Annotated in this window: 24 protein-coding genes; 20 read left to right on the top strand and 4 right to left on the bottom strand. The window is 49.5% G+C overall.

Annotation, left to right across the window (positions count from 1 at the left end):
- Positions 1-99: 99 nt before the first annotated feature.
- From accD to A1SC_RS13695, 12 genes are all read left to right on the top strand, one after another.
- On the top strand, positions 100-1,014 hold the full coding sequence (gene accD / locus A1SC_RS13640) for an acetyl-CoA carboxylase, carboxyltransferase subunit beta (RefSeq protein WP_000118402.1): 915 nt from the start codon (positions 100-102) through the stop codon (positions 1,012-1,014).
- A 69-nt stretch (positions 1,015-1,083) separates the two neighbouring features.
- Positions 1,084-2,352: a bifunctional tetrahydrofolate synthase/dihydrofolate synthase gene (folC, locus tag A1SC_RS13645; RefSeq protein WP_016262186.1), complete on the top strand. Its 1,269-nt coding sequence runs from the start codon at positions 1,084-1,086 to the stop codon at positions 2,350-2,352.
- On the top strand, positions 2,342-3,004 hold the full coding sequence (gene dedD / locus A1SC_RS13650) for a cell division protein DedD (protein WP_001516793.1): 663 nt from the start codon (positions 2,342-2,344) through the stop codon (positions 3,002-3,004). The genes folC and dedD overlap by 11 nt, the downstream gene beginning before the upstream one ends.
- A 256-nt stretch (positions 3,005-3,260) precedes the next feature.
- On the top strand, positions 3,261-3,749 hold the full coding sequence (gene cvpA / locus A1SC_RS13655; protein WP_000262105.1) for a colicin V production protein: 489 nt from the start codon (positions 3,261-3,263) through the stop codon (positions 3,747-3,749).
- A 36-nt stretch (positions 3,750-3,785) separates the two neighbouring features.
- A complete protein-coding gene (gene purF / locus A1SC_RS13660; protein ID WP_000334207.1) occupies positions 3,786-5,303 on the top strand; it encodes an amidophosphoribosyltransferase in 1,518 nt (505 codons plus the stop codon).
- A 94-nt stretch (positions 5,304-5,397) separates the two neighbouring features.
- Positions 5,398-5,967 (top strand): flavin prenyltransferase UbiX, encoded by a 570-nt coding sequence (gene ubiX, locus A1SC_RS13665; RefSeq protein ID WP_001516792.1) that lies wholly within the window; start codon positions 5,398-5,400, stop codon positions 5,965-5,967.
- Between the two features lie 264 nt (positions 5,968-6,231).
- A complete protein-coding gene (argT, locus tag A1SC_RS13670) occupies positions 6,232-7,014 on the top strand; it encodes a lysine/arginine/ornithine ABC transporter substrate-binding protein ArgT (protein WP_000748242.1) in 783 nt (260 codons plus the stop codon).
- 219 nt (positions 7,015-7,233) lie between these two features.
- Positions 7,234-8,016, top strand: coding sequence for a histidine ABC transporter substrate-binding protein HisJ (gene hisJ, locus A1SC_RS13675; protein ID WP_000737621.1), 783 nt, complete (start codon positions 7,234-7,236; stop codon positions 8,014-8,016).
- Positions 8,017-8,106: 90 nt separating this feature from the next.
- Positions 8,107-8,793 (top strand): histidine ABC transporter permease HisQ, encoded by a 687-nt coding sequence (hisQ, locus tag A1SC_RS13680; RefSeq protein ID WP_016249019.1) that lies wholly within the window; start codon positions 8,107-8,109, stop codon positions 8,791-8,793.
- Positions 8,790-9,506, top strand: coding sequence for an ABC transporter permease (locus A1SC_RS13685; protein ID WP_000569965.1), 717 nt, complete (start codon positions 8,790-8,792; stop codon positions 9,504-9,506). Before hisQ ends, A1SC_RS13685 begins: the two co-directional genes overlap by 4 nt.
- Before the next feature lie 7 nt (positions 9,507-9,513).
- On the top strand, positions 9,514-10,287 hold the full coding sequence (gene hisP / locus A1SC_RS13690; RefSeq protein WP_001293593.1) for a histidine ABC transporter ATP-binding protein HisP: 774 nt from the start codon (positions 9,514-9,516) through the stop codon (positions 10,285-10,287).
- A 196-nt stretch (positions 10,288-10,483) separates the two neighbouring features.
- On the top strand, positions 10,484-11,386 hold the full coding sequence (locus A1SC_RS13695; protein WP_001516791.1) for an Rpn family recombination-promoting nuclease/putative transposase: 903 nt from the start codon (positions 10,484-10,486) through the stop codon (positions 11,384-11,386).
- Positions 11,387-11,433: 47 nt separating this feature from the next.
- Here the strand turns inward: A1SC_RS13695 and A1SC_RS13700 are convergent, their stop codons facing one another.
- From A1SC_RS13700 to yfcG, 3 genes are read right to left on the bottom strand one after another with little or no spacing between them, the layout of a single operon-like run.
- On the bottom strand, positions 11,434-12,327 hold the full coding sequence (locus A1SC_RS13700; protein WP_001516790.1) for a TIGR01777 family oxidoreductase: 894 nt from the start codon (positions 12,325-12,327) through the stop codon (positions 11,434-11,436).
- A 20-nt stretch (positions 12,328-12,347) separates the two neighbouring features.
- A complete protein-coding gene (folX, locus tag A1SC_RS13705; RefSeq protein WP_016249014.1) occupies positions 12,348-12,710 on the bottom strand; it encodes a dihydroneopterin triphosphate 2'-epimerase in 363 nt (120 codons plus the stop codon).
- A 56-nt stretch (positions 12,711-12,766) separates the two neighbouring features.
- Entirely contained in the window at positions 12,767-13,414 is a 648-nt protein-coding gene (yfcG, locus tag A1SC_RS13710; RefSeq protein ID WP_000566507.1) for a GSH-dependent disulfide bond oxidoreductase, read from the bottom strand.
- A 134-nt stretch (positions 13,415-13,548) separates the two neighbouring features.
- On the opposite strand from yfcG, the gene yfcF reads away from it, so the two are divergent.
- Genes yfcF through yfcD form a run of 3 tightly spaced genes read left to right on the top strand, consistent with a single transcriptional unit; the run spans position 13,549 to position 15,407 of the window.
- Positions 13,549-14,193, top strand: a complete 645-nt coding sequence (gene yfcF / locus A1SC_RS13715; RefSeq protein ID WP_000042426.1) for a glutathione transferase — start codon at positions 13,549-13,551, stop codon at positions 14,191-14,193.
- A gap of 55 nt (positions 14,194-14,248) precedes the next feature.
- The gene (gene yfcE, locus A1SC_RS13720) at positions 14,249-14,800 is read left to right on the top strand and encodes a phosphodiesterase (RefSeq protein ID WP_001516787.1); all 552 of its coding nucleotides are present in this window, start codon (positions 14,249-14,251) and stop codon (positions 14,798-14,800) included.
- 58 nt (positions 14,801-14,858) lie between these two features.
- Positions 14,859-15,407, top strand: a complete 549-nt coding sequence (gene yfcD / locus A1SC_RS13725; protein ID WP_000437936.1) for an NUDIX hydrolase YfcD — start codon at positions 14,859-14,861, stop codon at positions 15,405-15,407.
- Between the two features lie 6 nt (positions 15,408-15,413).
- Here yfcD and A1SC_RS13730 read toward each other — a convergent pair whose 3' ends face one another.
- The gene (locus A1SC_RS13730; protein WP_001516786.1) at positions 15,414-16,433 is read right to left on the bottom strand and encodes a LacI family DNA-binding transcriptional regulator; all 1,020 of its coding nucleotides are present in this window, start codon (positions 16,431-16,433) and stop codon (positions 15,414-15,416) included.
- A gap of 251 nt (positions 16,434-16,684) precedes the next feature.
- Between A1SC_RS13730 and A1SC_RS13735 the strand changes: the two genes are divergently transcribed.
- The 5 genes from A1SC_RS13735 (at position 16,685) to A1SC_RS13755 (ending at position 20,664) form a co-directional block, all read left to right on the top strand.
- Positions 16,685-17,128 carry a PTS sugar transporter subunit IIA gene (locus A1SC_RS13735; protein WP_000935564.1) on the top strand — a complete coding sequence of 148 codons (444 nt, stop codon included), beginning with the start codon at positions 16,685-16,687 and terminating at the stop codon, positions 17,126-17,128.
- Between the two features lie 79 nt (positions 17,129-17,207).
- Positions 17,208-17,480, top strand: coding sequence for a PTS sugar transporter subunit IIB (locus tag A1SC_RS13740; protein WP_000699821.1), 273 nt, complete (start codon positions 17,208-17,210; stop codon positions 17,478-17,480).
- Between the two features lie 22 nt (positions 17,481-17,502).
- Positions 17,503-18,891: a PTS ascorbate transporter subunit IIC gene (locus tag A1SC_RS13745; RefSeq protein WP_016262185.1), complete on the top strand. Its 1,389-nt coding sequence runs from the start codon at positions 17,503-17,505 to the stop codon at positions 18,889-18,891.
- Entirely contained in the window at positions 18,888-19,718 is an 831-nt protein-coding gene (locus A1SC_RS13750; protein WP_001101102.1) for a transketolase, read from the top strand. The genes A1SC_RS13745 and A1SC_RS13750 overlap by 4 nt, the downstream gene beginning before the upstream one ends.
- Positions 19,711-20,664 (top strand): transketolase family protein, encoded by a 954-nt coding sequence (locus A1SC_RS13755; protein WP_000593041.1) that lies wholly within the window; start codon positions 19,711-19,713, stop codon positions 20,662-20,664. Before A1SC_RS13750 ends, A1SC_RS13755 begins: the two co-directional genes overlap by 8 nt.
- The last annotated feature ends 8 nt before the right edge of the window (positions 20,665-20,672 follow it).

Raw genomic sequence — 20,672 nt, 5'->3', positions numbered from 1 at the left:
TAATGTGCAACATTCATGGTCTGTTGGGGGCAAAAATGGCATTATGCGTCCCCAAAGATAAAGCTGGCATCGAACCAGGTTCAGACAGAAAGGTCCCTAATGAGCTGGATTGAACGAATTAAAAGCAACATTACTCCCACCCGCAAGGCGAGCATTCCTGAAGGCGTGTGGACTAAGTGTGATAGCTGCGGTCAGGTTTTATACCGTGCTGAGCTGGAACGTAATCTTGAGGTCTGTCCGAAGTGTGACCATCACATGCGTATGACGGCGCGTAATCGCCTGCATAGCCTGTTGGATGAAGGAAGCCTTGTGGAGCTGGGTAGCGAGCTTGAGCCGAAAGATGTGCTGAAGTTCCGTGACTCCAAAAAGTATAAAGACCGTCTGGCATCTGCACAGAAAGAAACCGGTGAAAAAGACGCGCTGGTAGTAATGAAAGGCACCTTGTATGGAATGCCGGTCGTTGCTGCGGCATTCGAATTTGCCTTTATGGGCGGTTCAATGGGATCTGTGGTGGGTGCGCGTTTCGTGCGTGCCGTTGAGCAGGCGCTGGAAGACAACTGCCCGCTGATCTGCTTCTCCGCTTCCGGTGGCGCACGTATGCAGGAAGCGCTAATGTCGCTGATGCAGATGGCGAAAACCTCTGCTGCGCTGGCGAAAATGCAGGAGCGCGGTCTGCCGTACATCTCCGTGCTGACTGACCCAACCATGGGCGGTGTTTCTGCGAGTTTCGCGATGCTGGGCGATCTCAACATTGCTGAACCGAAAGCGTTAATCGGTTTTGCCGGTCCGCGTGTTATTGAACAGACCGTTCGCGAAAAACTGCCGCCGGGATTCCAGCGCAGTGAGTTCCTGATCGAGAAAGGCGCGATCGACATGATTGTCCGCCGCCCGGAAATGCGCCTGAAACTGGCGAGCATCCTGGCGAAGCTGATGAATCTGCCAGCGCCAAATCCTGAAGCGCCACGCGAAGGCGAAGTGGTGCCACCAGCACCGGATCAGGAACCAGAGGCCTGATAACTGATAAGGGCAGGGCCGCTGGCTCTGCCCTTTTGCTATTATCCCCGTAATGAATCAGCGGATACCATGATTATCAAACGCACACCTCAAGCCGCGTCGCCTTTGGCTTCGTGGCTTTCTTATCTGGAAAACCTGCACAGTAAGACTATCGATCTCGGCCTTGAGCGCGTAAGCCAGGTGGCAGCGCGTCTCGGCGTTCTGAAACCAGCACCGTTTGTGTTTACTGTCGCGGGTACTAATGGCAAAGGCACAACCTGTCGCACGCTGGAGTCGATTCTGATGGCGGCAGGGTACAAAGTGGGGGTCTACAGTTCGCCGCATCTGGTGCGTTATACCGAGCGCGTTCGTGTGCAGGGTCAGGAATTACCGGAATCGGCTCATACTGCCTCTTTTGCTGAGATTGAATCGGCACGCGGTGATATTTCTCTGACCTATTTCGAATACGGTACGCTGTCGGCGTTGTGGCTGTTCAAACAGGCACAACTTGACGTGGTGATTCTGGAAGTCGGGCTGGGCGGTCGTCTGGATGCCACCAATATTGTTGATGCTGATGTCGCGGTAGTGACCAGCATTGCGCTTGATCATACCGACTGGCTGGGGCCAGATCGCGAAAGCATTGGTCGCGAGAAAGCGGGGATCTTCCGCAGTGAAAAACCGGCGATTGTCGGTGAACCGGAAATGCCGTACACCATTGCCGATGTGGCGCAGGAAAAAGGTGCATTGCTGCAACGTCGCGGTGTTGAGTGGAATTATTCTGTCACAGACCATGACTGGTCGTTTACCGATGCTCACGGTACGCTAGAAAACCTGCCGTTGCCGCTTGTCCCACAACCAAATGCCGCAACGGCGCTGGCAGCACTTCGCGCCAGCGGCCTGGAGGTCAGTGAACAGGCAATTCGCGAGGGCATTGCCAGTGCAATTTTACCGGGACGTTTCCAGATTGTGAGTGAGTTGCCACGCGTCATTTTTGATGTCGCCCATAATCCACATGCGGCAGAATATCTCACCGGACGTATGCAAGCGTTACCGAAAAGCGGGCGCGTGCTGGCGGTTATCGGTATGCTACATGATAAAGATATTGCCGGAACTCTGGCCTGGTTGAAAAGCGTAGTTGATGACTGGTATTGTGCGCCACTGGAAGGGCCGCGCGGTGCTACAGCAGAGCAACTGCTGGAACATCTGGGTAATGGCAAACCATTTGACAGCGTTGCGCAGGCATGGGATGCCGCGATGGCGGACGCTAAACCGGAAGATACCGTGCTGGTGTGTGGTTCATTCCATACGGTCGCACATGTCATGGAAGTGATTGACGCGAGGAGAAGCGGTGGCGAGTAAGTTTCAGAATCGGTTAGTTGGCACAATAGTGCTGGTGGCGCTGGGGGTGATTGTGCTTCCAGGGCTGCTCGATGGGCAGAAAAAACATTATCAGGATGAGTTCGCAGCGATCCCGCTGGTGCCGAAAGCTGGCGATCGTGACGAGCCTGATATGATGCCAGCCGCCACTCAGGCGTTGCCGACACAGCCGCCAGAAGGCGCGGCAGAAGAGGTGCGGGCAGGCGATGCCGCAGCGCCTTCGCTCGATCCGACAACCATTGCGGCCAACAATACCGTGTTTGAACCGGAACCTGCACCGGTTGCTCCACCGAAGCCGAAACCTGTGGAACCGCCGAAGCCGAAGGTGGAAACGCCACCAGCGCCGAAGCCAGAACCAAAACCTGCCGTCGAAGAAAAAGCGGCACCGACGGGTAAAGCGTATGTAGTGCAACTGGGCGCGCTGAAAAATGCCGATAAAGTGAATGAGATTGTTGCTAAGCTGCGTGGCGCGGGATATCGCGTTTATACGTCGCCGTCGACGCCAGTGCAGGGTAAAATCACCCGCATTCTGGTTGGGCCGGATGCTTCTAAAGAGAAGCTGAAAGGTTCGCTGGGTGAGTTGAGGCAGCTTTCTGGCTTGAGCGGCGTGGTGATGGGCTATACGCCGAATTAATACGGTTTGCCTGATGCGACGCTAACGCGTCTTATCAGGTCTACGCGGGAGCATAACCCCAGGTCGGATAAGGCGTTCACGCCGCATCCGACACGTATAGCCGGTGCCGCAAAGGCACAAAAAGTCGATGGCGTTGAATATTTTTTCAGCGCCATTTTTATTGATGCGCGGGAAGGAAATCCCTACGCAAACGTTTTCTTTTTCTGTTAGAATGCGCCCCGAACAGGATGACAGGGCGTAAAATCGTGGGACACATATGGTCTGGATTGATTACGCCATAATCGCGGTGATTGCTTTTTCTTCTCTGGTTAGCCTGATCCGCGGCTTTGTTCGTGAAGCATTATCGCTGGTGACATGGGGTTGTGCGTTCTTTGTCGCCAGTCATTACTACACTTACCTGTCAGCCTGGTTTACGGGCTTTGAAGACGAACTGGTTCGAAATGGGATTGCCATCGCGGTACTGTTTATCGCTACGCTTATCGTTGGCGCTATCGTGAACTTCGTGATAGGTCAGTTGGTGGAGAAAACGGGGTTGTCAGGCACCGATCGGGTGCTGGGCGTCTGTTTCGGTGCGTTGCGCGGCGTATTGATTGTTGCCGCTATTCTTTTCTTTCTCGACTCCTTTACCGGAGTGTCGAAAAGCGAAGACTGGAGCAAATCACAGCTGATCCCACAGTTCAGTTTTATCATCAGATGGTTTTTTGATTATCTGCAAAGCTCGTCAAGTTTCTTGCCCAGAGCGTAAGTGCTCTGAGATGTGGCTTAACGAGGAAAAAGACGTATGTGCGGTATTGTCGGTATCGCCGGTGTTATGCCGGTTAACCAGTCGATTTATGATGCCTTAACGGTGCTTCAGCATCGCGGTCAGGATGCCGCAGGCATCATCACCATTGATGCCAATAACTGCTTTCGTTTGCGTAAAGCGAACGGTCTGGTGAGCGATATATTTGAAGCTCGCCACATGCAGCGTTTGCAGGGCAATATGGGCATTGGTCATGTGCGTTACCCTACGGCTGGCAGCTCCAGTGCTTCTGAAGCGCAGCCGTTTTACGTTAACTCTCCGTATGGCATCACGCTTGCCCATAATGGCAATCTGACTAACGCTCACGAGTTGCGTAAAAAGTTGTTTGAAGAAAAACGCCGCCACATCAACACCACTTCTGACTCGGAAATTTTGCTTAATATCTTCGCCAGCGAACTGGATAACTTCCGCCACTATCCGCTGGAAGCCGATAACATTTTCGCCGCCATTGCCGCCACTAACCGTCTGATCCGTGGCGCATATGCCTGTGTGGCGATGATTATCGGCCACGGTATGGTTGCTTTCCGCGATCCTAACGGCATTCGTCCGCTGGTGTTGGGAAAACGCGATGTTGATGACAATCGCACAGAATATATGGTTGCCTCTGAAAGCGTTGCGCTCGATACCCTGGGCTTTGAGTTCCTGCGTGACGTCGCACCGGGCGAAGCGATTTACATCACTGAAGAAGGGCAGTTGTTTACCCGTCAGTGTGCCGACAATCCGGTCAGCAATCCGTGCCTGTTCGAGTATGTTTACTTTGCCCGCCCGGATTCGTTCATCGACAAAATTTCCGTTTATAGCGCCCGCGTTAATATGGGCACCAAGCTTGGCGAAAAAATTGCCCGTGAATGGGAAGATCTGGATATTGACGTGGTGATCCCGATTCCGGAAACCTCCTGCGATATCGCACTGGAAATCGCTCGCATTCTGGGTAAACCGTACCGCCAGGGCTTCGTGAAAAACCGCTACGTTGGCCGTACCTTTATCATGCCGGGCCAGCAACTGCGCCGTAAGTCTGTTCGTCGTAAACTGAACGCCAACCGCGCTGAGTTCCGCGATAAAAACGTTCTGCTGGTCGATGACTCCATTGTCCGCGGCACCACCTCTGAGCAGATTATCGAGATGGCGCGTGAAGCCGGAGCGAAGAAAGTGTATCTCGCCTCTGCCGCGCCGGAAATTCGTTTCCCGAACGTTTATGGTATTGATATGCCGAGCGCCACGGAACTGATCGCACACGGTCGTGAAGTGGATGAAATCCGCCAGATCATCGGTGCTGATGGGCTTATCTTCCAGGATCTAAACGATCTGATCGAAGCCGTTCGCGCTGAAAATCCGGATATTCAGCAGTTCGAATGCTCGGTGTTTAATGGCGTCTATGTCACCAAAGACGTTGATCAAGGCTACCTCGATTTCCTCGATACTTTACGTAATGACGACGCTAAAGCAGTGCAACGTCAGAACGAAGTTGAAAACCTGGAAATGCATAACGAAGGATAATACCTTCGTTCAGGGTGCCGGTCTGGCACCCTGACTTGCAACTCCCGCCGAAATCCTGCAAAGTCTGCCTGCAAGTCTGACAGGGCAATTATCTATGAAACGACTCATTGTAGGCATCAGCGGTGCCAGCGGCGCGATTTATGGCGTACGTTTATTACAGGTTCTGCGTGATGTCGCAGATGTTGAAACGCATCTGGTGATGAGCCAGGCAGCGCGCCAGACTTTATCCCTCGAAACGGATTTTTCCCTGCGCGAAGTTCAGGCATTAGCCGATGTCACCCATGATGCGCGCGATATTGCCGCCAGTATCTCTTCCGGGTCTTTCCAGACGTTGGGGATGGTGATTTTACCCTGTTCAATCAAAACCCTTTCCGGCATTGTCCATAGCTATACCGATGGTTTACTGACCCGAGCAGCAGATGTGGTACTGAAAGAGCGTCGCCCACTGGTTCTCTGCGTGCGTGAAACGCCGCTGCACTTAGGACACTTGCGTTTAATGACTCAGGCTGCGGAAATTGGTGCGGTAATTATGCCTCCCGTTCCGGCGTTTTATCATCGTCCGAAATCGCTTGATGATGTGATAAATCAAACGGTTAACCGTGTACTTGATCAGTTTACGATAACCCTTCCCGAAGATCTCTTTGCCCGCTGGCAGGGCGCATAACTTTGCTGTTGCCCTATTTCGGGGCAATTTTGCAACCGTGATCAAATCCTCGACATTTTGTTCCTGCCATTGAATCGAAACGCTGCGATTCAACCGGCATACCTGCTATCTTCAACTTTAGGACAATAATGCAACGTCTTATTAACATATTTAACGTTAGATGTTTGAGCTGTTGTCAAGATGGCATAAGACCTGCATGAACGAGCCTGCAAACACACAACACAATACACAACATAAAAAAGCCATTTCACTTGAGGGTTATGTATGAAGAAGTCGATTCTTGCTCTGTCTTTGTTAGTCGGTCTGTCCGCAGCAGCTTCCAGCTCTGCGGCACTGCCGGAGACGGTACGTATCGGAACGGATACCACCTATGCGCCGTTCTCATCGAAAGATGCCAAAGGTGACTTTGTTGGCTTTGATATCGATCTGGGTAACGAGATGTGCAAACGCATGCAGGTTAAATGTACCTGGGTTGCCAGTGACTTTGATGCGCTGATTCCGTCACTGAAAGCGAAAAAAATCGATGCCATTATTTCATCGCTCTCTATTACTGATAAACGTCAGCAGGAGATTGCCTTCTCCGACAAGCTGTATGCCGCGGATTCTCGTTTGATTGCAGCTAAAGGTTCACCGATCCAACCAACGCTGGATTCGCTGAAAGGTAAACATGTTGGTGTGCTGCAAGGCTCCACCCAGGAAGCGTACGCCAATGACAACTGGCGCAGTAAAGGCGTCGATGTGGTGGCCTATGCTAACCAGGATTTGGTCTATTCCGATCTGGATGCAGGTCGTCTGGATGCCGCTCTGCAGGATGAAGTCGCTGCCAGCGAAGGTTTCCTCAAGCAACCCGCCGGTAAAGAGTTCGCCTTTGCTGGTTCATCAGTGAAAGACAAAAAATACTTCGGTGATGGTACAGGTGTAGGGCTACGTAAAGATGATGCCGAACTGAAAGCCGCCTTTGATAAGGCGCTTGGCGAACTGCGTCAGGATGGCACTTACGACAAGATGGCGAAAAAGTATTTCGACTTTAATGTCTATGGTGGCTGATACGTCGCAGGGAAGTAGCGCCTGATGGGGAATCATCATGGTGCATTCCAGGTTTGTTGCACTATCGTGGTGCATTAAAATGCATACTTAAGCAATTTTAATGAAAAATAATACGACTAACTGGCCTGGATATTTTGCCTTGTTGGTCAATTTTATGGCACGATAACTGTAACAAACCTGTAAATATTCCCTATAAAAAGACTGTCAGTTGAGGACATTATGAAAAAACTGGTGCTATCGCTCTCTCTGGTTCTGGCCTTCTCCAGCGCAACCGCTGCGTTTGCTGCTATTCCGCAAAATATCCGTATCGGCACCGATCCAACCTATGCACCATTTGAATCAAAAAATTCACAAGGCGAACTGGTTGGCTTTGATATTGATCTGGCGAAGGAGTTGTGCAAACGCATCAATACGCAATGTACCTTTGTTGAGAATCCGCTGGATGCGTTAATTCCGTCATTAAAAGCGAAGAAGATTGACGCCATCATGTCATCACTTTCCATCACGGAAAAACGTCAGCAGGAAATTGCCTTCACCGACAAACTGTATGCTGCCGATTCTCGTCTGGTGGTGGCGAAAAATTCTGATATCCAGCCGACAGTAGAATCGCTGAAAGGCAAGCGGGTAGGGGTATTGCAGGGCACCACCCAGGAGACATTTGGTAACGAACACTGGGCTCCCAAAGGCATTGAAATCGTCTCTTATCAGGGGCAGGACAATATTTACTCAGACCTGACTGCCGGACGTATTGATGCCGCGTTCCAGGATGAAGTTGCCGCCAGTGAAGGTTTCCTCAAACAGCCAGTCGGTAAAGATTACAAATTCGGTGGTCCGTCTGTTAAAGATGAAAAACTGTTTGGCGTAGGCACCGGCATGGGGCTGCGTAAAGAAGATAACGAACTGCGCGAGGCACTGAACAAAGCCTTTGCTGAAATGCGCGCTGACGGTACTTACGAGAAATTAGCGAAAAAGTACTTCGATTTTGATGTTTATGGTGGCTAATCGCCATCGGTGAAAGAAAGCCCGCTCCCTTCGAGGCACCGGAGGGAGATAAGAGGCGGTAAATTCACCACACACAACAGGACAGGCAGCATGTTGTATGGGTTTTCAGGTGTAATTTTACAGGGGGCGCTCGTCACGCTGGAGCTGGCTATCAGCTCTGTAGTGCTCGCTGTAATTATCGGTCTTATTGGCGCTGGCGGTAAGCTTTCGCAAAATCGGTTATCGGGACTGATTTTCGAAGGCTATACCACGCTGATACGCGGTGTGCCGGATTTAGTGTTAATGCTGCTGATATTCTACGGTTTGCAGATCGCGCTAAACACGGTGACGGAGGCGATGGGCGTCGGACAGGTTGATATCGACCCGATGGTCGCCGGTATTATAACCCTGGGGTTTATCTACGGCGCTTACTTCACCGAAACGTTCCGCGGCGCGTTTATGGCGGTGCCGAAAGGGCATATTGAGGCGGCAACAGCATTCGGCTTTACCCGTGGGCAAGTGTTTCGGAGGATTATGTTCCCGGCGATGATGCGTTACGCCCTACCGGGGATTGGCAACAACTGGCAGGTCATTCTTAAATCAACGGCTCTCGTTTCGTTACTCGGACTGGAAGATGTGGTGAAAGCCACTCAACTGGCAGGCAAAAGTACCTGGGAACCATTCTATTTCGCCATCGTCTGTGGCGTGATTTATCTGGTTTTTACCACCGTTTCCAATGGTGTGCTGCTGTTCCTTGAGCGTCGCTACTCCGTGGGTGTGAAGAGGGCTGACCTGTGATCGAAATCTTACATGAATACTGGAAACCGCTGCTGTGGACTGACGGTTATCGCTTTACCGGTGTGGCGATCACTCTCTGGTTGCTGATTCTGTCGGTGGTGATGGGGGGGATTCTGGCGCTGTTTCTGGCGATTGGGCGCGTCTCAAGTAATAAATACATTCAGTTTCCCATCTGGTTATTTACTTATATTTTTCGCGGTACGCCGCTGTATGTTCAGTTGCTGGTGTTCTATTCCGGCATGTACACGCTGGAGATTGTTAAAGGCACCGAGTTCCTTAACGCCTTTTTCCGCAGTGGCCTGAACTGTACCGTGCTGGCATTGACGCTCAACACCTGTGCTTACACCACTGAGATTTTTGCCGGGGCGATCCGGTCGGTGCCGCATGGGGAAATTGAAGCTGCCAGAGCCTATGGTTTCTCAACCTTTAAAATGTATCGCTGCATTATTTTGCCGTCGGCACTGCGTATTGCATTACCGGCCTACAGCAACGAAGTGATTCTGATGCTGCACTCTACTGCGCTGGCGTTTACTGCCACGGTGCCGGATCTGCTGAAAATTGCCCGCGATATCAACGCCGCCACGTATCAACCTTTTACTGCCTTTGGCATTGCCGCGGTGCTCTATTTAATCATCTCTTATGTCCTGATCAGTCTCTTTCGCAAAGCGGAAAAACGCTGGTTGCAGCATGTGAAACCTTCTTCAACGCACTGAGAATACGATGTCCGAGAATAAATTAAACGTTATCGATTTGCACAAACGCTACGGCGAACACGAAGTGCTGAAAGGCGTTTCACTGCAAGCGAACGCCGGGGATGTGATCAGTATCATCGGATCGTCGGGATCGGGGAAAAGTACCTTTTTGCGCTGTATTAACTTCCTCGAAAAACCGAGCGAAGGCGCGATCGTGGTTAACGGGCAGAACATCAATCTGGTGCGCGATAAAGACGGCCAACTCAAAGTTGCCGATAAAAATCAGCTACGTTTACTGCGCACGCGCCTGACGATGGTGTTTCAGCACTTCAATCTCTGGAGCCATATGACGGTGCTGGAAAACGTCATGGAAGCGCCGATTCAGGTGTTGGGGCTGAGCAAGCAGGAAGCACGCGAGCGGGCGGTGAAATATCTGGCGAAAGTTGGCATAGACGAACGTGCGCAGGGGAAATACCCGGTGCATCTTTCCGGTGGTCAGCAACAGCGTGTTTCCATTGCACGGGCGCTGGCAATGGAACCGGAAGTTTTGCTGTTTGATGAACCTACCTCAGCGCTCGATCCAGAGCTGGTAGGCGAAGTTCTGCGCATTATGCAGCAACTGGCGGAAGAGGGGAAAACCATGGTGGTGGTGACTCATGAAATGGGCTTTGCTCGCCATGTCTCTACCCACGTCATTTTTCTCCATCAGGGGAAAATAGAAGAAGAGGGGACGCCGGAACAGTTATTTGGCAACCCGCAAAGCCCGCGTCTGCAACAGTTCCTTAAAGGATCACTGAAATAATTGCCTCTCCGGCGGCTAATGCTGCCGGAGTATTTTCAAGGCTAATTTGCGAGTTAGCTTCCATTGAAATGTATATATTTCAGCCCACTTAAAATACTTCTGAATTCGTTGTCCAAATATAAAAACTGCCTACTGCATTGGTTATAAAGGGTAGTTATTGTCTCGTCCTCTTAAATTTGATGGGTGACGGAACGCCATGACAATATCGACCACTTCCACGCCGCATGATGCGGTATTTAAATCCTTTTTACGCCATCCAGATACAGCACGAGATTTTATTGATATTCATCTTCCAGCACCGCTGCGCAATCTGTGTGATTTAACAACGTTAAAACTGGAACCAAACAGTTTTATTGATGAAAACCTGCGACAATATTACTCCGACGTTTTGTGGTCAGTGAAAACACAGGAGGGGATGGGGTATATTTATGTCGTCATTGAACACCAAAGTAAGGCGGAAGAATTAATGGCTTTTCGCATGATGCGTTATTCCATCGCGGCGATGCAAAACCATCTGGATGCGGGCTATAAAGAGCTTCCTTTGGTGATCCCAATGCTGTTTTATCATGGTTGCAGAAGTCCTTATCCTTATTCTCTCTGCTGGCTTGATGAATTTGCAGAACCTGCGATTGCCCGCAAAATTTACTCATCGGCTTTTCCGTTGGTAGATATTACTGTAGTGCCGGATGACGAGATTATGCAACACCGTAAAATGGCATTGCTGGAGTTAATTCAGAAACATATTCGCCAGCGCGACTTATTGGGGTTAGTGGAGCAAATAGTTTCTCTTTTAGTTACAGGGAACACTAATGACAGGCAGCTACAAGCACTGTTTAATTACGTTTTACAAACGGGGGATGCCCAGCGGTTCCGTACATTTATAGGTGAGATAGCGGAACGAGCACCGCAAGAAAAGGAGAAACTGATGACTATTGCTGACAGATTACGTGAAGAAGGGCGGAATGATGGATTAATTCTGGGTAAACGCGAAGAAGCTCTGCGTATTGCCCAGGAGATGCTGGAGAGAGGTTTAGACAGAGAGTTAGTTCTGATGGTAACCCGACTTTCGCCAGATGAGCTTCTGGCGCAAAGTCACTGATCCAGTAAACCCCGAGGCTACCTGGCGGATGTTCGCGGCAAAGCGTATCAGCGAACAACATCCGCCAGCGCTTCGTCTAAATCGTACCAGCGAAAAGCGAACCCCGCTTCTTCCAGCCTTTTTGGCAGCGCACGTTGTCCGCCCAATACCAGAACCGATGATTCCCCCATCAGCAAGCGAATGGCTGCGGCAGGGACGCGCATAATCGCCGGGCGATGCAGTGCATGGCCTAGCGCGTGGGCAAATTGTTCATTGTGTACCGGATATGGCGAAACCATATTAAATGGTCCCCGCAGATCGTTATCCAGCAGCCAGAGAATACCGTTAACCATATCATCAATATGAATCCAGGGCAGATACTGCCGACCGGAGCCAATCGGACCTCCCAGACCAAGGCGAAACGGTGGCAGCATTTTGCTGAGGATACCGCCATCTGGTGCCAGCACCACACCGGTTCGTAGCAGGCATACTCGTGTTTTGTCACTTTGTGCCCGACAAGCTATTTCTTCCCAGCGGGCACAGAGTTTATGGGTAAATTCGTTATGCGGCGGTTCTTCTTCGGTGACCACCACTTCACCTAAATCGCCATAATATCCCGCCGCCGAGCCTGAAATAAGCACTGACGGCGGCGAGTCACTGGCGTTAATCAAATCCACCAGTTTTTGCGTGATATTCCAGCGACTTTGACAGAGGAGATCTTTTTGCTCGTGAGTCCAGCGTTTATCAGCAATGGGTTCACCAGCCAGGTTGACCACCACATCCACGCCGTTGAGATTGCGTTGATCGGCAAGCCCTTGCCATAGTGTCACCTGAGGGCCGAGGACGGAGCTGGCTTTCTGCGGGGTACGCGTCACCACCGTGACCTGATGCCCCAACTCCAGCAAACGAGGGATTAAATGACGACCAATTAATCCCGTCCCTCCGGTGATCACTATATTCATGCAGCCTCCCGATATGGCGGTTAACGCTGCCAGCTCAAGGTCATTGATACCGAATCGGCGTAGCGCAGCGCGTGAAGTTTATCGATCTCCACTTCAGCATACGTCACCCAGTGATGTTCACGTGCGATATCGAGCACATCCTGAGTTAATTTTTCCAGCAAAGAGAAACGGTTATTCTCTACATGCTGAATGATGTTTTTAGTAATGGTGCGATAATTCAGCGCGTCGTTAATATCTTCGCTGGTGCGCGCTTTATCGGCGGGGTAGTGGATCGTAACGTTGATAACAATATCCTGACGGTTGTTAATCTCTTCGTCTTTAATTCCGATAAACGTACGTAAACGAAGGTTCTTTATACGAATAATAGCGGCAGGTTGTGCCATTGCAGGTTCTCCGTTGTTTTATTTAGGATTAAATAATACACGAGAACCCGGTTCTGTTAACTATTCGAAATCTCATCATTTACTTGCGCTTTTAGCAGCGCCTGCCCGGTAGCAGGACGCGAACGGATTCGCTCATACCAGTTTTTTACTGCCGGATACATCGCGAGGTCAATGCGCTGGCGAGCCCAGGCATTGACCCACGGCCAGCAGGCAATATCTGCAATGCTGTAGTTTTCTCCGCCCAACCAGGGGGAGTTTTCCAACCGCTTATTCAGTACGTGATAGAGACGTTGGGTTTCAACCTGATAACGTTCAATTGCGTAAGGAATGCTTTGTGGTGCAGCGTGGTTAAAATGATGATTTTGCCCGAGCATCGGCCCCAGGCCGCCAACCTGCCAGAATAACCACTGTAATGTGGCGGCGCGTTCACGCGGTTCATGGCTCAAAAAGAGCCCTGTTTTCTCTGCCAGATACAACAAAATAGCCCCCGACTCAAACATGCTTAATGGTTTGCCGCCGTCAATTGGGGAGTGATCGACAATTGCCGGAATTTTATTGTTCGGTGAAATGCGCAAAAACTCCGGGCGAAACTGACTGCCTTTACCGAGGTCAACTTTGATTAAGCGATAATCCAGCCTTGCCTCTTCGAGAAACAACGTGATTTTGTGACCATTCGGTGTGGGGGCGAAATAGAGATCGATCATCGCAGCTCCGGTTATCTAATAATCTGAACATCTCAAGTATAGAAACCGTGGCGACTTGTGTGAGTTTTCATCACGTAACGGTGACAAAAAGGCTCTATAGTTTGATAGCAAGCCCATTTATCGCTGAGGACATAATGAGTAAACCCGCTATCACGCTTTGGTCAGATGCCCATTTTTTCTCCCCTTATGTGTTATCCGCCTGGGTGGCGTTGCAGGAAAAAGGTCTGCCTTTTCATATGAAGACCATCGACCTCGACAGCGGTGAACATTTGCAGCCGACGTGGCAAGGTTATGGGCAGACACGGCGCGTGCCGTTGTTACAAATTGATGATTTTGAGTTGAGTGAATCCTCTGCCATTGCAGAATATCTGGAGGACTGTTTTGCGCCGCCGACCTGGGAGCGTATTTATCCGCTTGATTTACAACACCGGGCGCGGGCACGGCAGATTCAGGCCTGGCTACGCAGCGATCTGATGCCCATCCGCGAAGAACGTTCTACGGATGTCGTTTTTGCCGGTGCGAAGAAAGCGCCACTATCGGCAATGGGAAAAGCCAGCGCGGAGAAACTGTTCGCGATGGCAGAACATTTACTGGCGCATGGTCAGCCGAATCTGTTTGGCGAATGGTGTATTGCGGATACTGATTTAGCGTTAATGATTAATCGTCTGGTACTACATGGTGATGAGGTGTCGGAACGTCTGGTGGATTATGCGGCATTCCAGTGGCAGCGGGCTTCAGTTCAGCGTTTTATTGCACTTTCAGCAAAGCAATCTGGCTGATAGCAACGACAGAATCCAGTATCATAGCTTACGTTTTTTCGACGAGGAGTGAGTGATGAAACTGATGTTTGCATCGGACATTCATGGGTCGTTACCGGCGACGGAACGTGTTCTGGATTTATTTGCCCAAAGCGGTGCCCAGTGGTTGGTGATTCTCGGAGACGTGCTGAATCATGGTCCGCGAAACGCCCTGCCTGAAGGGTATGCGCCAGCCAAAGTAGCCGAACGGCTGAATGAGATGGCGCATAACATTATCGCCGTGCGCGGCAACTGCGACAGCGAAGTGGACCAAATGCTACTGCATTTCCCGATAACCGCGCCGTGGCAACAGGTGTTACTGGAAAAACAACGTCTGTTTTTGACGCATGGCCATCTGTTTGGCCCGGATAATCTGCCTGCTTTAAACCAGAACGACGTGCTGGTGTATGGTCATACCCATCTACCAGTAGCGGAAAAGCGGGGGGATATTTTCCACTTTAACCCCGGTTCGGTAAGCATTCCGAAAGGCGGCTATCCGGCGAGTTATGGCACGCTGGATGATGACGTACTAAGCGTAATCGCACTCAATGATCAAAGTATCATTGCGCAGGTCGCGATTAATCCGTAATTTACCCCACAACTCAAAATGCGCCGTAAGAGCGCCAGAAAAAGAAGGTTTCCTGATAATGGAACAGCGTCGTTTGGCAAGTACTGAATGGGTGGATATTGTCAATGAAGAGAACGAAGTCATTGCACAAGCCAGCCGGGAACAAATGCGGGCACAGTGTCTGCGCCATCGTGCAACTTACATCGTTGTACATGATGGTATGGGCAAAATTCTTGTGCAGCGTCGTACCGAGACAAAAGACTTTTTACCCGGCATGTTAGATGCGACCGCAGGTGGCGTGGTCCAGGCCGATGAACAACTGCTGGAATCCGCACGTCGCGAGGCGGAAGAAGAGTTGGGCATTGCCGGAGTCCCCTTTGCCGAGCACGGGCAGTTCTATTTCGAAGATAAAAATTGCCGTGTCTGGGGCGCGTTATTCAGTTGTGTCTCCCACGGTCCTTTCGCTCTCCAGGAAGATGAAGTCAGTGAGGTTTGCTGGCTGACGCCGGAAGAAATTACCGCACGTTGCGATGAGTTCACACCAGACTCGCTGAAAGCCCTGGCATTGTGGATGAAGCGCAATGCCAGGAATGAAGTAGAAACGAAAGAAGATCCAGAAGAGGCTTAATAAGTTTCAGCAGCTTTCACGTAAACACAAACTGGGAGCGATGAGTACCTGATCGCTCCAGTTACCTTCTCTAATTCGTTCCAGCAAAGCCTTTCCTGCCTCCAGACCAATTTTCCTGTGAGGAACGGCCATTGTTGTTAATGGTGGTTGGCAAACTTTACTAACGTCACTGTCACCAAATCCCACTACGGCGAGATCGTCTGGTACTTTGATGCGTCTTCGTTGACATTCATACAGAACACCGCAGGCCAACTCATCTGACACACATACCAGGGCATCCAGTTCCGGCCATGCGAGTAAAAATTCCGGTAATTGTGATGCTCCGGTGGAAAAAACCGGTGGCAGAGCAGCGTTAATAACACGGTTGGGAGACATATGATGGCGTAACATAGCTTTATACCATCCCTGTAAATGCTGCTGAAAGATCCACTGTTCCTGGTTGGCGCATAGCAAACCGATATTCTGATAACCACGTTGTACCAGCATATCCGTCAGTTCGAACATTGCTGCGACATTATCAATGCCAATGTTCATATCAATCGGATCGGTACGAATGGCACCGATTTCCATAACGGGAATCGAGGCATTTTTGAGCCAGTTACGCACGGTATTATTATGCTCAACACTGAGCAAAATCGCTGCGGCGATATTAGAAGCCAGCAGAGTTTCCAGCAGTTTTTCTTCTTGCTCCAGACGATGGCGTGACTCAGCCAGGATTATCTGATACCCCGCTGGTTGTAGTACATGTTGCAGCCCGGCAAACATTTCCGTGCATCCTGCTTCAGCCAGGTTTGGTACGACCATTGCAATCGTGTGCGAAGATGCCGATGCCAGCGCGCTTGCAGTGAGGTTGGGCATGTACCCTAATTCATTAACTGCGGCTTCAATCTTCTCCCGCAGTTTATCGGAAACTTGTTCGGGAGTGCGTAACGCTCTGGATACAGTCATTGTGCCAACTCCTGCGAGTTGCGCGACATCGGCGATAGTGACTTTACCAGTACTACGACGTTTTCGGGTTATTGCCATACAAAATCCTGCTCAGCGACTACATATGGAGATCTTTTTTTACTTATCATCAACGGCTTCCTGTTGGTAGCAGAGTATACCCCTTAATTTCTGGTAGAAGTTTGGATTTCATCAGTGAAATCCGTTTTGATAGCGCTATCACAAATATGAATGATACATACTGATAGCGCTATCTTTGTGAGATTGATCTCAGATATGCCGCCGTTGCTTGCTTAAAGTCTGCTCATTGACACGGAAAATGAGGAGGACAAGTGCTTAATACCTGGCTTTCTGATTCAACAATCGCATTACGAAAGAATGTCACAACCTGGCAGCAAGCATTAGATATTTGTGCCAGACCGTTACTGGAGGCGGAGATAATTACGACGGATTATCTCAGTGCGATAAAAACACAACATGAAAAACTGGGGCCTTATTATGTCCTGGCGCCTGGGCTGGCAATGCCCCATGCCCGACCAGAAGAAGGTGCAAAAGGATTGGGGTTATCATTATTAAAACTCGAAGAAGGTGTCAGTTTTAATGCAGAGGAATTTGATCCTGTAGATGTCATCATTTTACTTGCCGCACCAGATAAACACAGCCATATCGAAATGATATCTGCACTGGCTGAGTTATTCTCCAGTGAGAAGGATTTACAGGAATTGCATCAGGCTCGCAACCTGGAGGAAATAAAAACGATAATTTCACGATTCTAATTACATTCAAAATTCAGTCTTGTCACAACATTACGCCGTTGCGTGATGAGAACTTCTACAACTTAACATGGTGAATATAATGAAAATTATGGCTATTTGTGGCTCAGGGCTTGGTAGTAGTTTTATGGTCGAAATGAATATTAAAAAAGTTCTGAAAAAAATGGAGATAGAAGCGGAAGTGGAACATTCCGATCTCTCATCAGCAACGCCAGGGGCTGCCGATTTATTTGTGATGGCTAAAGATATTGCCGCCAGTGCCAGCGTACCGGAAAGTCAGTTGGTGGTTATCAACAACATCATTGATATTAATGAACTTGAAACGCAACTGCGTAACTGGTTCGCAAAACAATAACCTTAATTGAAGCGAGGTGGATATGTTTATCCTTGAAACGCTGAATTTTGTTGTTGATATACTCAAAGTACCCTCGGTACTGGTCGGCTTGATTGCCTTAATCGGTCTGGTTGCTCAGAAAAAAGCATTTTCAGATGTTGTTAAAGGCACAATTAAAACCATTCTCGGATTTATTGTTCTGGGCGGTGGTGCCACTGTTCTGGTTGGTTCTTTAAATCCGCTGGGTAGTATGTTTGAACATGCCTTTAATATTCAGGGTATCATTCCGAATAATGAGGCTATTGTTTCTATTGCGTTGGAAAAATATGGCGCGTCGACGGCGCTTATTATGGCATTTGGTATGGTAGCGAATATTATTGTTGCCCGCTTTACCCGCCTGAAATATATTTTTCTTACCGGACACCACACATTTTATATGGCCTGCATGATTGGTGTGATTCTGACAGTGGCTGGTTTTGAAGGTATATCACTGGTATTTACCGGTTCTCTTATTCTGGGATTAGTGATGGCGTTTTTCCCTGCGTTAGCACAACGTTACATGAGGCGTATTACCGGGAATGATGAAATCGCTTTTGGTCACTTTGGTACTTTGGGGTATGTACTCTCTGGCTGGATTGGCAGCATGTGCGGTAAAGGTTCGCGTTCCACCGAAGAGATGAATTTGCCCAAAAATCTGAGCTTCCTGCGCGATAGCTCCATCTCTATTTCCCTTACGATGATGGTGATTTATCTGATCATGGCGATCAGTGCGGGGCGCGAGTACGTTGAAAGCCAGTTTAGTGGCGGTCAAAACTACCTTGTCTACGCCATTATTATGGCCATCACCTTCGCCGCAGGCGTATTTATCATTCTGCAAGGTGTGCGTTTAATTCTTGCTGAAATTGTTCCGGCATTTACCGGATTTTCAGAAAAGCTGGTGCCGAATGCGCGTCCCGCCCTCGATTGTCCGGTTGTGTATCCGTATGCGCCAAATGCAGTGTTAGTTGGCTTCTTATTTAGCTTTCTTGGTGGTTTGGTGGGGCTATTTTTGTTGGGACAGATGAAACTGGTGCTGATTCTTCCTGGTGTCGTTCCTCACTTCTTCACCGGAGCAACTGCGGGTGTATTTGGTAATGCTACGGGTGGGCGTCGCGGCGCGATGATTGGTGCTTTTGCGAATGGTTTATTGATTACCTTCCTGCCAGTGCTGTTATTGCCAGTTCTGGGGGCGATAGGCTTTGCAAATACGACCTTTTCCGATGCGGATTTTGGTGCTGTCGGCATCGTTCTCGGAAACCTGGCACGTTATCTCTCGCCTTTTGCCATAACCGGACTTGTAGTAGCGCTATTTGTGCTGCTGGTTGCCTGGAACATTTTCTCCAATAACAAACTCGCTGCCAAAGTGCAGGAGAAGAGCGGAGCCAAATCATGAATGTTAAAGAAGTGACACAACTTGCACGGGATATTCGTATCCAGACGCTTAAATCATTAACTCATCTTGGCTTTGGTCATTATGGTGGCAGCATGTCTGTTGTGGAAACGCTGGCAGTTCTTTATGGTGCGGTGATGAAAATTGATCCTGCTGATCCCGACTGGCCTGATCGTGACTATTTTGTATTGTCAAAAGGGCATGCCGGACCTGCGCTCTACAGTACTCTGGCGCTGAAAGGTTATTTTCCACTGGAAGAATTAAGCACCTTAAATCAGAACGGAACTCGCTTACCAAGTCATCCGGATCGGCTAAAAACGCGTGGTGTTGATGCTACTACAGGATCGCTGGGGCAGGGGATATCCATTGCAGGAGGGATGGCGCTGTCGCATAAACTGGCGGGGCGCAAGAATCGGGTTTTTTGTATTGTTGGCGATGGTGAACTTAACGAAGGCCAATGTTGGGAAGCCTTCCAGTTTATTGCTCATCATCGTTTGAATAATCTCACTGTGTTTGTGGACTGGAACAAACAGCAGCTTGATGGCGAACTGGATGAAATTATTAATCCATTTGATTTAGAAGGAAAATTTCGCGCTTTCGGTTTTGATGTCGTGACAGTGAAGGGCGATGATATTGAGGGGTTGTTGAATGTAGTTAAACCTGTTCTACCAGCCGAGGCCAGACCGAGAGTAGTCATTCTCGATAGTATCAAAGGGCAGGGGGTAGCGTGTCTTGAGCAACTCAGTAATTCTCATCATTTACGCCTCACGGAAGAAATGAAGGAGATGCTAAACGAAACAATTCGCCAACTGGAGGCCATGCATGATTAAGCTCGCACCGGCAGGACAAAAAGACAGCATCGAGATGCGCAAAATTTATGCAGGCTTTATTGCGCAACAGATTGAAAACGGTAATTCTGTCATTGCCCTTGAGGCTGATTTAATGAGTTCCATGGCAATGGACAGCGTGGCGCGGGATTATCCACAGTACGTCATTAATTGCGGCATTATGGAAGCTAATGTTATCGGCACCGCTGCAGGGCTGGCCTTAACCGGGCGCAAGCCATTCGTGCATACCTTTACCGCATTTGCCAGTCGTCGCTGTTTTGATCAGCTCTTTATGTCGCTTGATTACCAGCGTGCTAATGTCAAAGTGATTGCTTCTGATGCGGGTGTTACCGCTTGCCACAATGGCGGAACACATATGTCATTTGAAGATATGGGAATTGTGCGTGGGCTGGCGCATTCGGTGGTGATGGAGATGACCGATGCGGTGATGTTTAGTGATATTTTACGCCAGCTTGTAGAGCTTGATGGGTTTTACTGGGTTCGTACGATCCGTAAGCAAGCGACAAGTATTTATTCTCCTGGGACAACCTTCTCTATTGGTAAAGGCAATGTACTGCGTGAAGGTACTGACATCACGCTGATTGCTAATGGCATTATGGTGGCTGAAGCCCTGGAGGCCGCACGTCAACTGGAACAGAGCGGTGTAAGTGCGGCAGTAATTGATATGTTTACTCTTAAACCTGTTGACCGAATGTTGATTAAAAATTATGCCGAGAAAACGGGGCGTATTGTGACCTGTGAAAACCATAGTATTCACAATGGGCTAGGGTCAGCCGTTGCGGAGGTATTAGTCGAAAGTTGCCCAATACCAATGCGTCGCGTGGGCGTGAAGGAGCGTTATGGTCAGGTTGGAACTCAGGACTTTTTACAGAGAGAGTACGGGTTAACCGCGCATGATATTGTGGCGGCAGCCAGAGAGCTATTGTAATCAGTTCC

The sequence above is a fragment of the Escherichia sp. KTE52 genome, assembly GCF_000408325.1.
Taxonomy (GTDB): domain Bacteria; phylum Pseudomonadota; class Gammaproteobacteria; order Enterobacterales; family Enterobacteriaceae; genus Escherichia; species Escherichia marmotae.
Note: the sequence above shows the minus strand (reverse complement) of the source record. Positions and strands in the feature narration are given on the sequence as shown.

Coding starts and splice junctions, on each gene's coding strand:
- A1SC_RS13750 (WP_001101102.1), top strand. CDS start 18,888: ATGAATGTTAAAGAAGTGACACAACTTGCACGGGATATTCGTATCCAG.
- A1SC_RS13740 (WP_000699821.1), top strand. CDS start 17,208: ATGAAAATTATGGCTATTTGTGGCTCAGGGCTTGGTAGTAGTTTTATG.
- A1SC_RS13695 (WP_001516791.1), top strand. CDS start 10,484: ATGACAATATCGACCACTTCCACGCCGCATGATGCGGTATTTAAATCC.
- A1SC_RS13745 (WP_016262185.1), top strand. CDS start 17,503: ATGTTTATCCTTGAAACGCTGAATTTTGTTGTTGATATACTCAAAGTA.
- A1SC_RS13755 (WP_000593041.1), top strand. CDS start 19,711: ATGATTAAGCTCGCACCGGCAGGACAAAAAGACAGCATCGAGATGCGC.
- purF (WP_000334207.1), top strand. CDS start 3,786: ATGTGCGGTATTGTCGGTATCGCCGGTGTTATGCCGGTTAACCAGTCG.
- folC (WP_016262186.1), top strand. CDS start 1,084: ATGATTATCAAACGCACACCTCAAGCCGCGTCGCCTTTGGCTTCGTGG.
- yfcD (WP_000437936.1), top strand. CDS start 14,859: ATGGAACAGCGTCGTTTGGCAAGTACTGAATGGGTGGATATTGTCAAT.
- hisQ (WP_016249019.1), top strand. CDS start 8,107: ATGTTGTATGGGTTTTCAGGTGTAATTTTACAGGGGGCGCTCGTCACG.
- hisJ (WP_000737621.1), top strand. CDS start 7,234: ATGAAAAAACTGGTGCTATCGCTCTCTCTGGTTCTGGCCTTCTCCAGC.
- ubiX (WP_001516792.1), top strand. CDS start 5,398: ATGAAACGACTCATTGTAGGCATCAGCGGTGCCAGCGGCGCGATTTAT.
- A1SC_RS13730 (WP_001516786.1), bottom strand. CDS start 16,433: ATGGCAATAACCCGAAAACGTCGTAGTACTGGTAAAGTCACTATCGCC.
- hisP (WP_001293593.1), top strand. CDS start 9,514: ATGTCCGAGAATAAATTAAACGTTATCGATTTGCACAAACGCTACGGC.
- argT (WP_000748242.1), top strand. CDS start 6,232: ATGAAGAAGTCGATTCTTGCTCTGTCTTTGTTAGTCGGTCTGTCCGCA.
- A1SC_RS13700 (WP_001516790.1), bottom strand. CDS start 12,327: ATGAATATAGTGATCACCGGAGGGACGGGATTAATTGGTCGTCATTTA.
- yfcE (WP_001516787.1), top strand. CDS start 14,249: ATGAAACTGATGTTTGCATCGGACATTCATGGGTCGTTACCGGCGACG.
- cvpA (WP_000262105.1), top strand. CDS start 3,261: ATGGTCTGGATTGATTACGCCATAATCGCGGTGATTGCTTTTTCTTCT.
- folX (WP_016249014.1), bottom strand. CDS start 12,710: ATGGCACAACCTGCCGCTATTATTCGTATAAAGAACCTTCGTTTACGT.
- yfcF (WP_000042426.1), top strand. CDS start 13,549: ATGAGTAAACCCGCTATCACGCTTTGGTCAGATGCCCATTTTTTCTCC.
- yfcG (WP_000566507.1), bottom strand. CDS start 13,414: ATGATCGATCTCTATTTCGCCCCCACACCGAATGGTCACAAAATCACG.
- accD (WP_000118402.1), top strand. CDS start 100: ATGAGCTGGATTGAACGAATTAAAAGCAACATTACTCCCACCCGCAAG.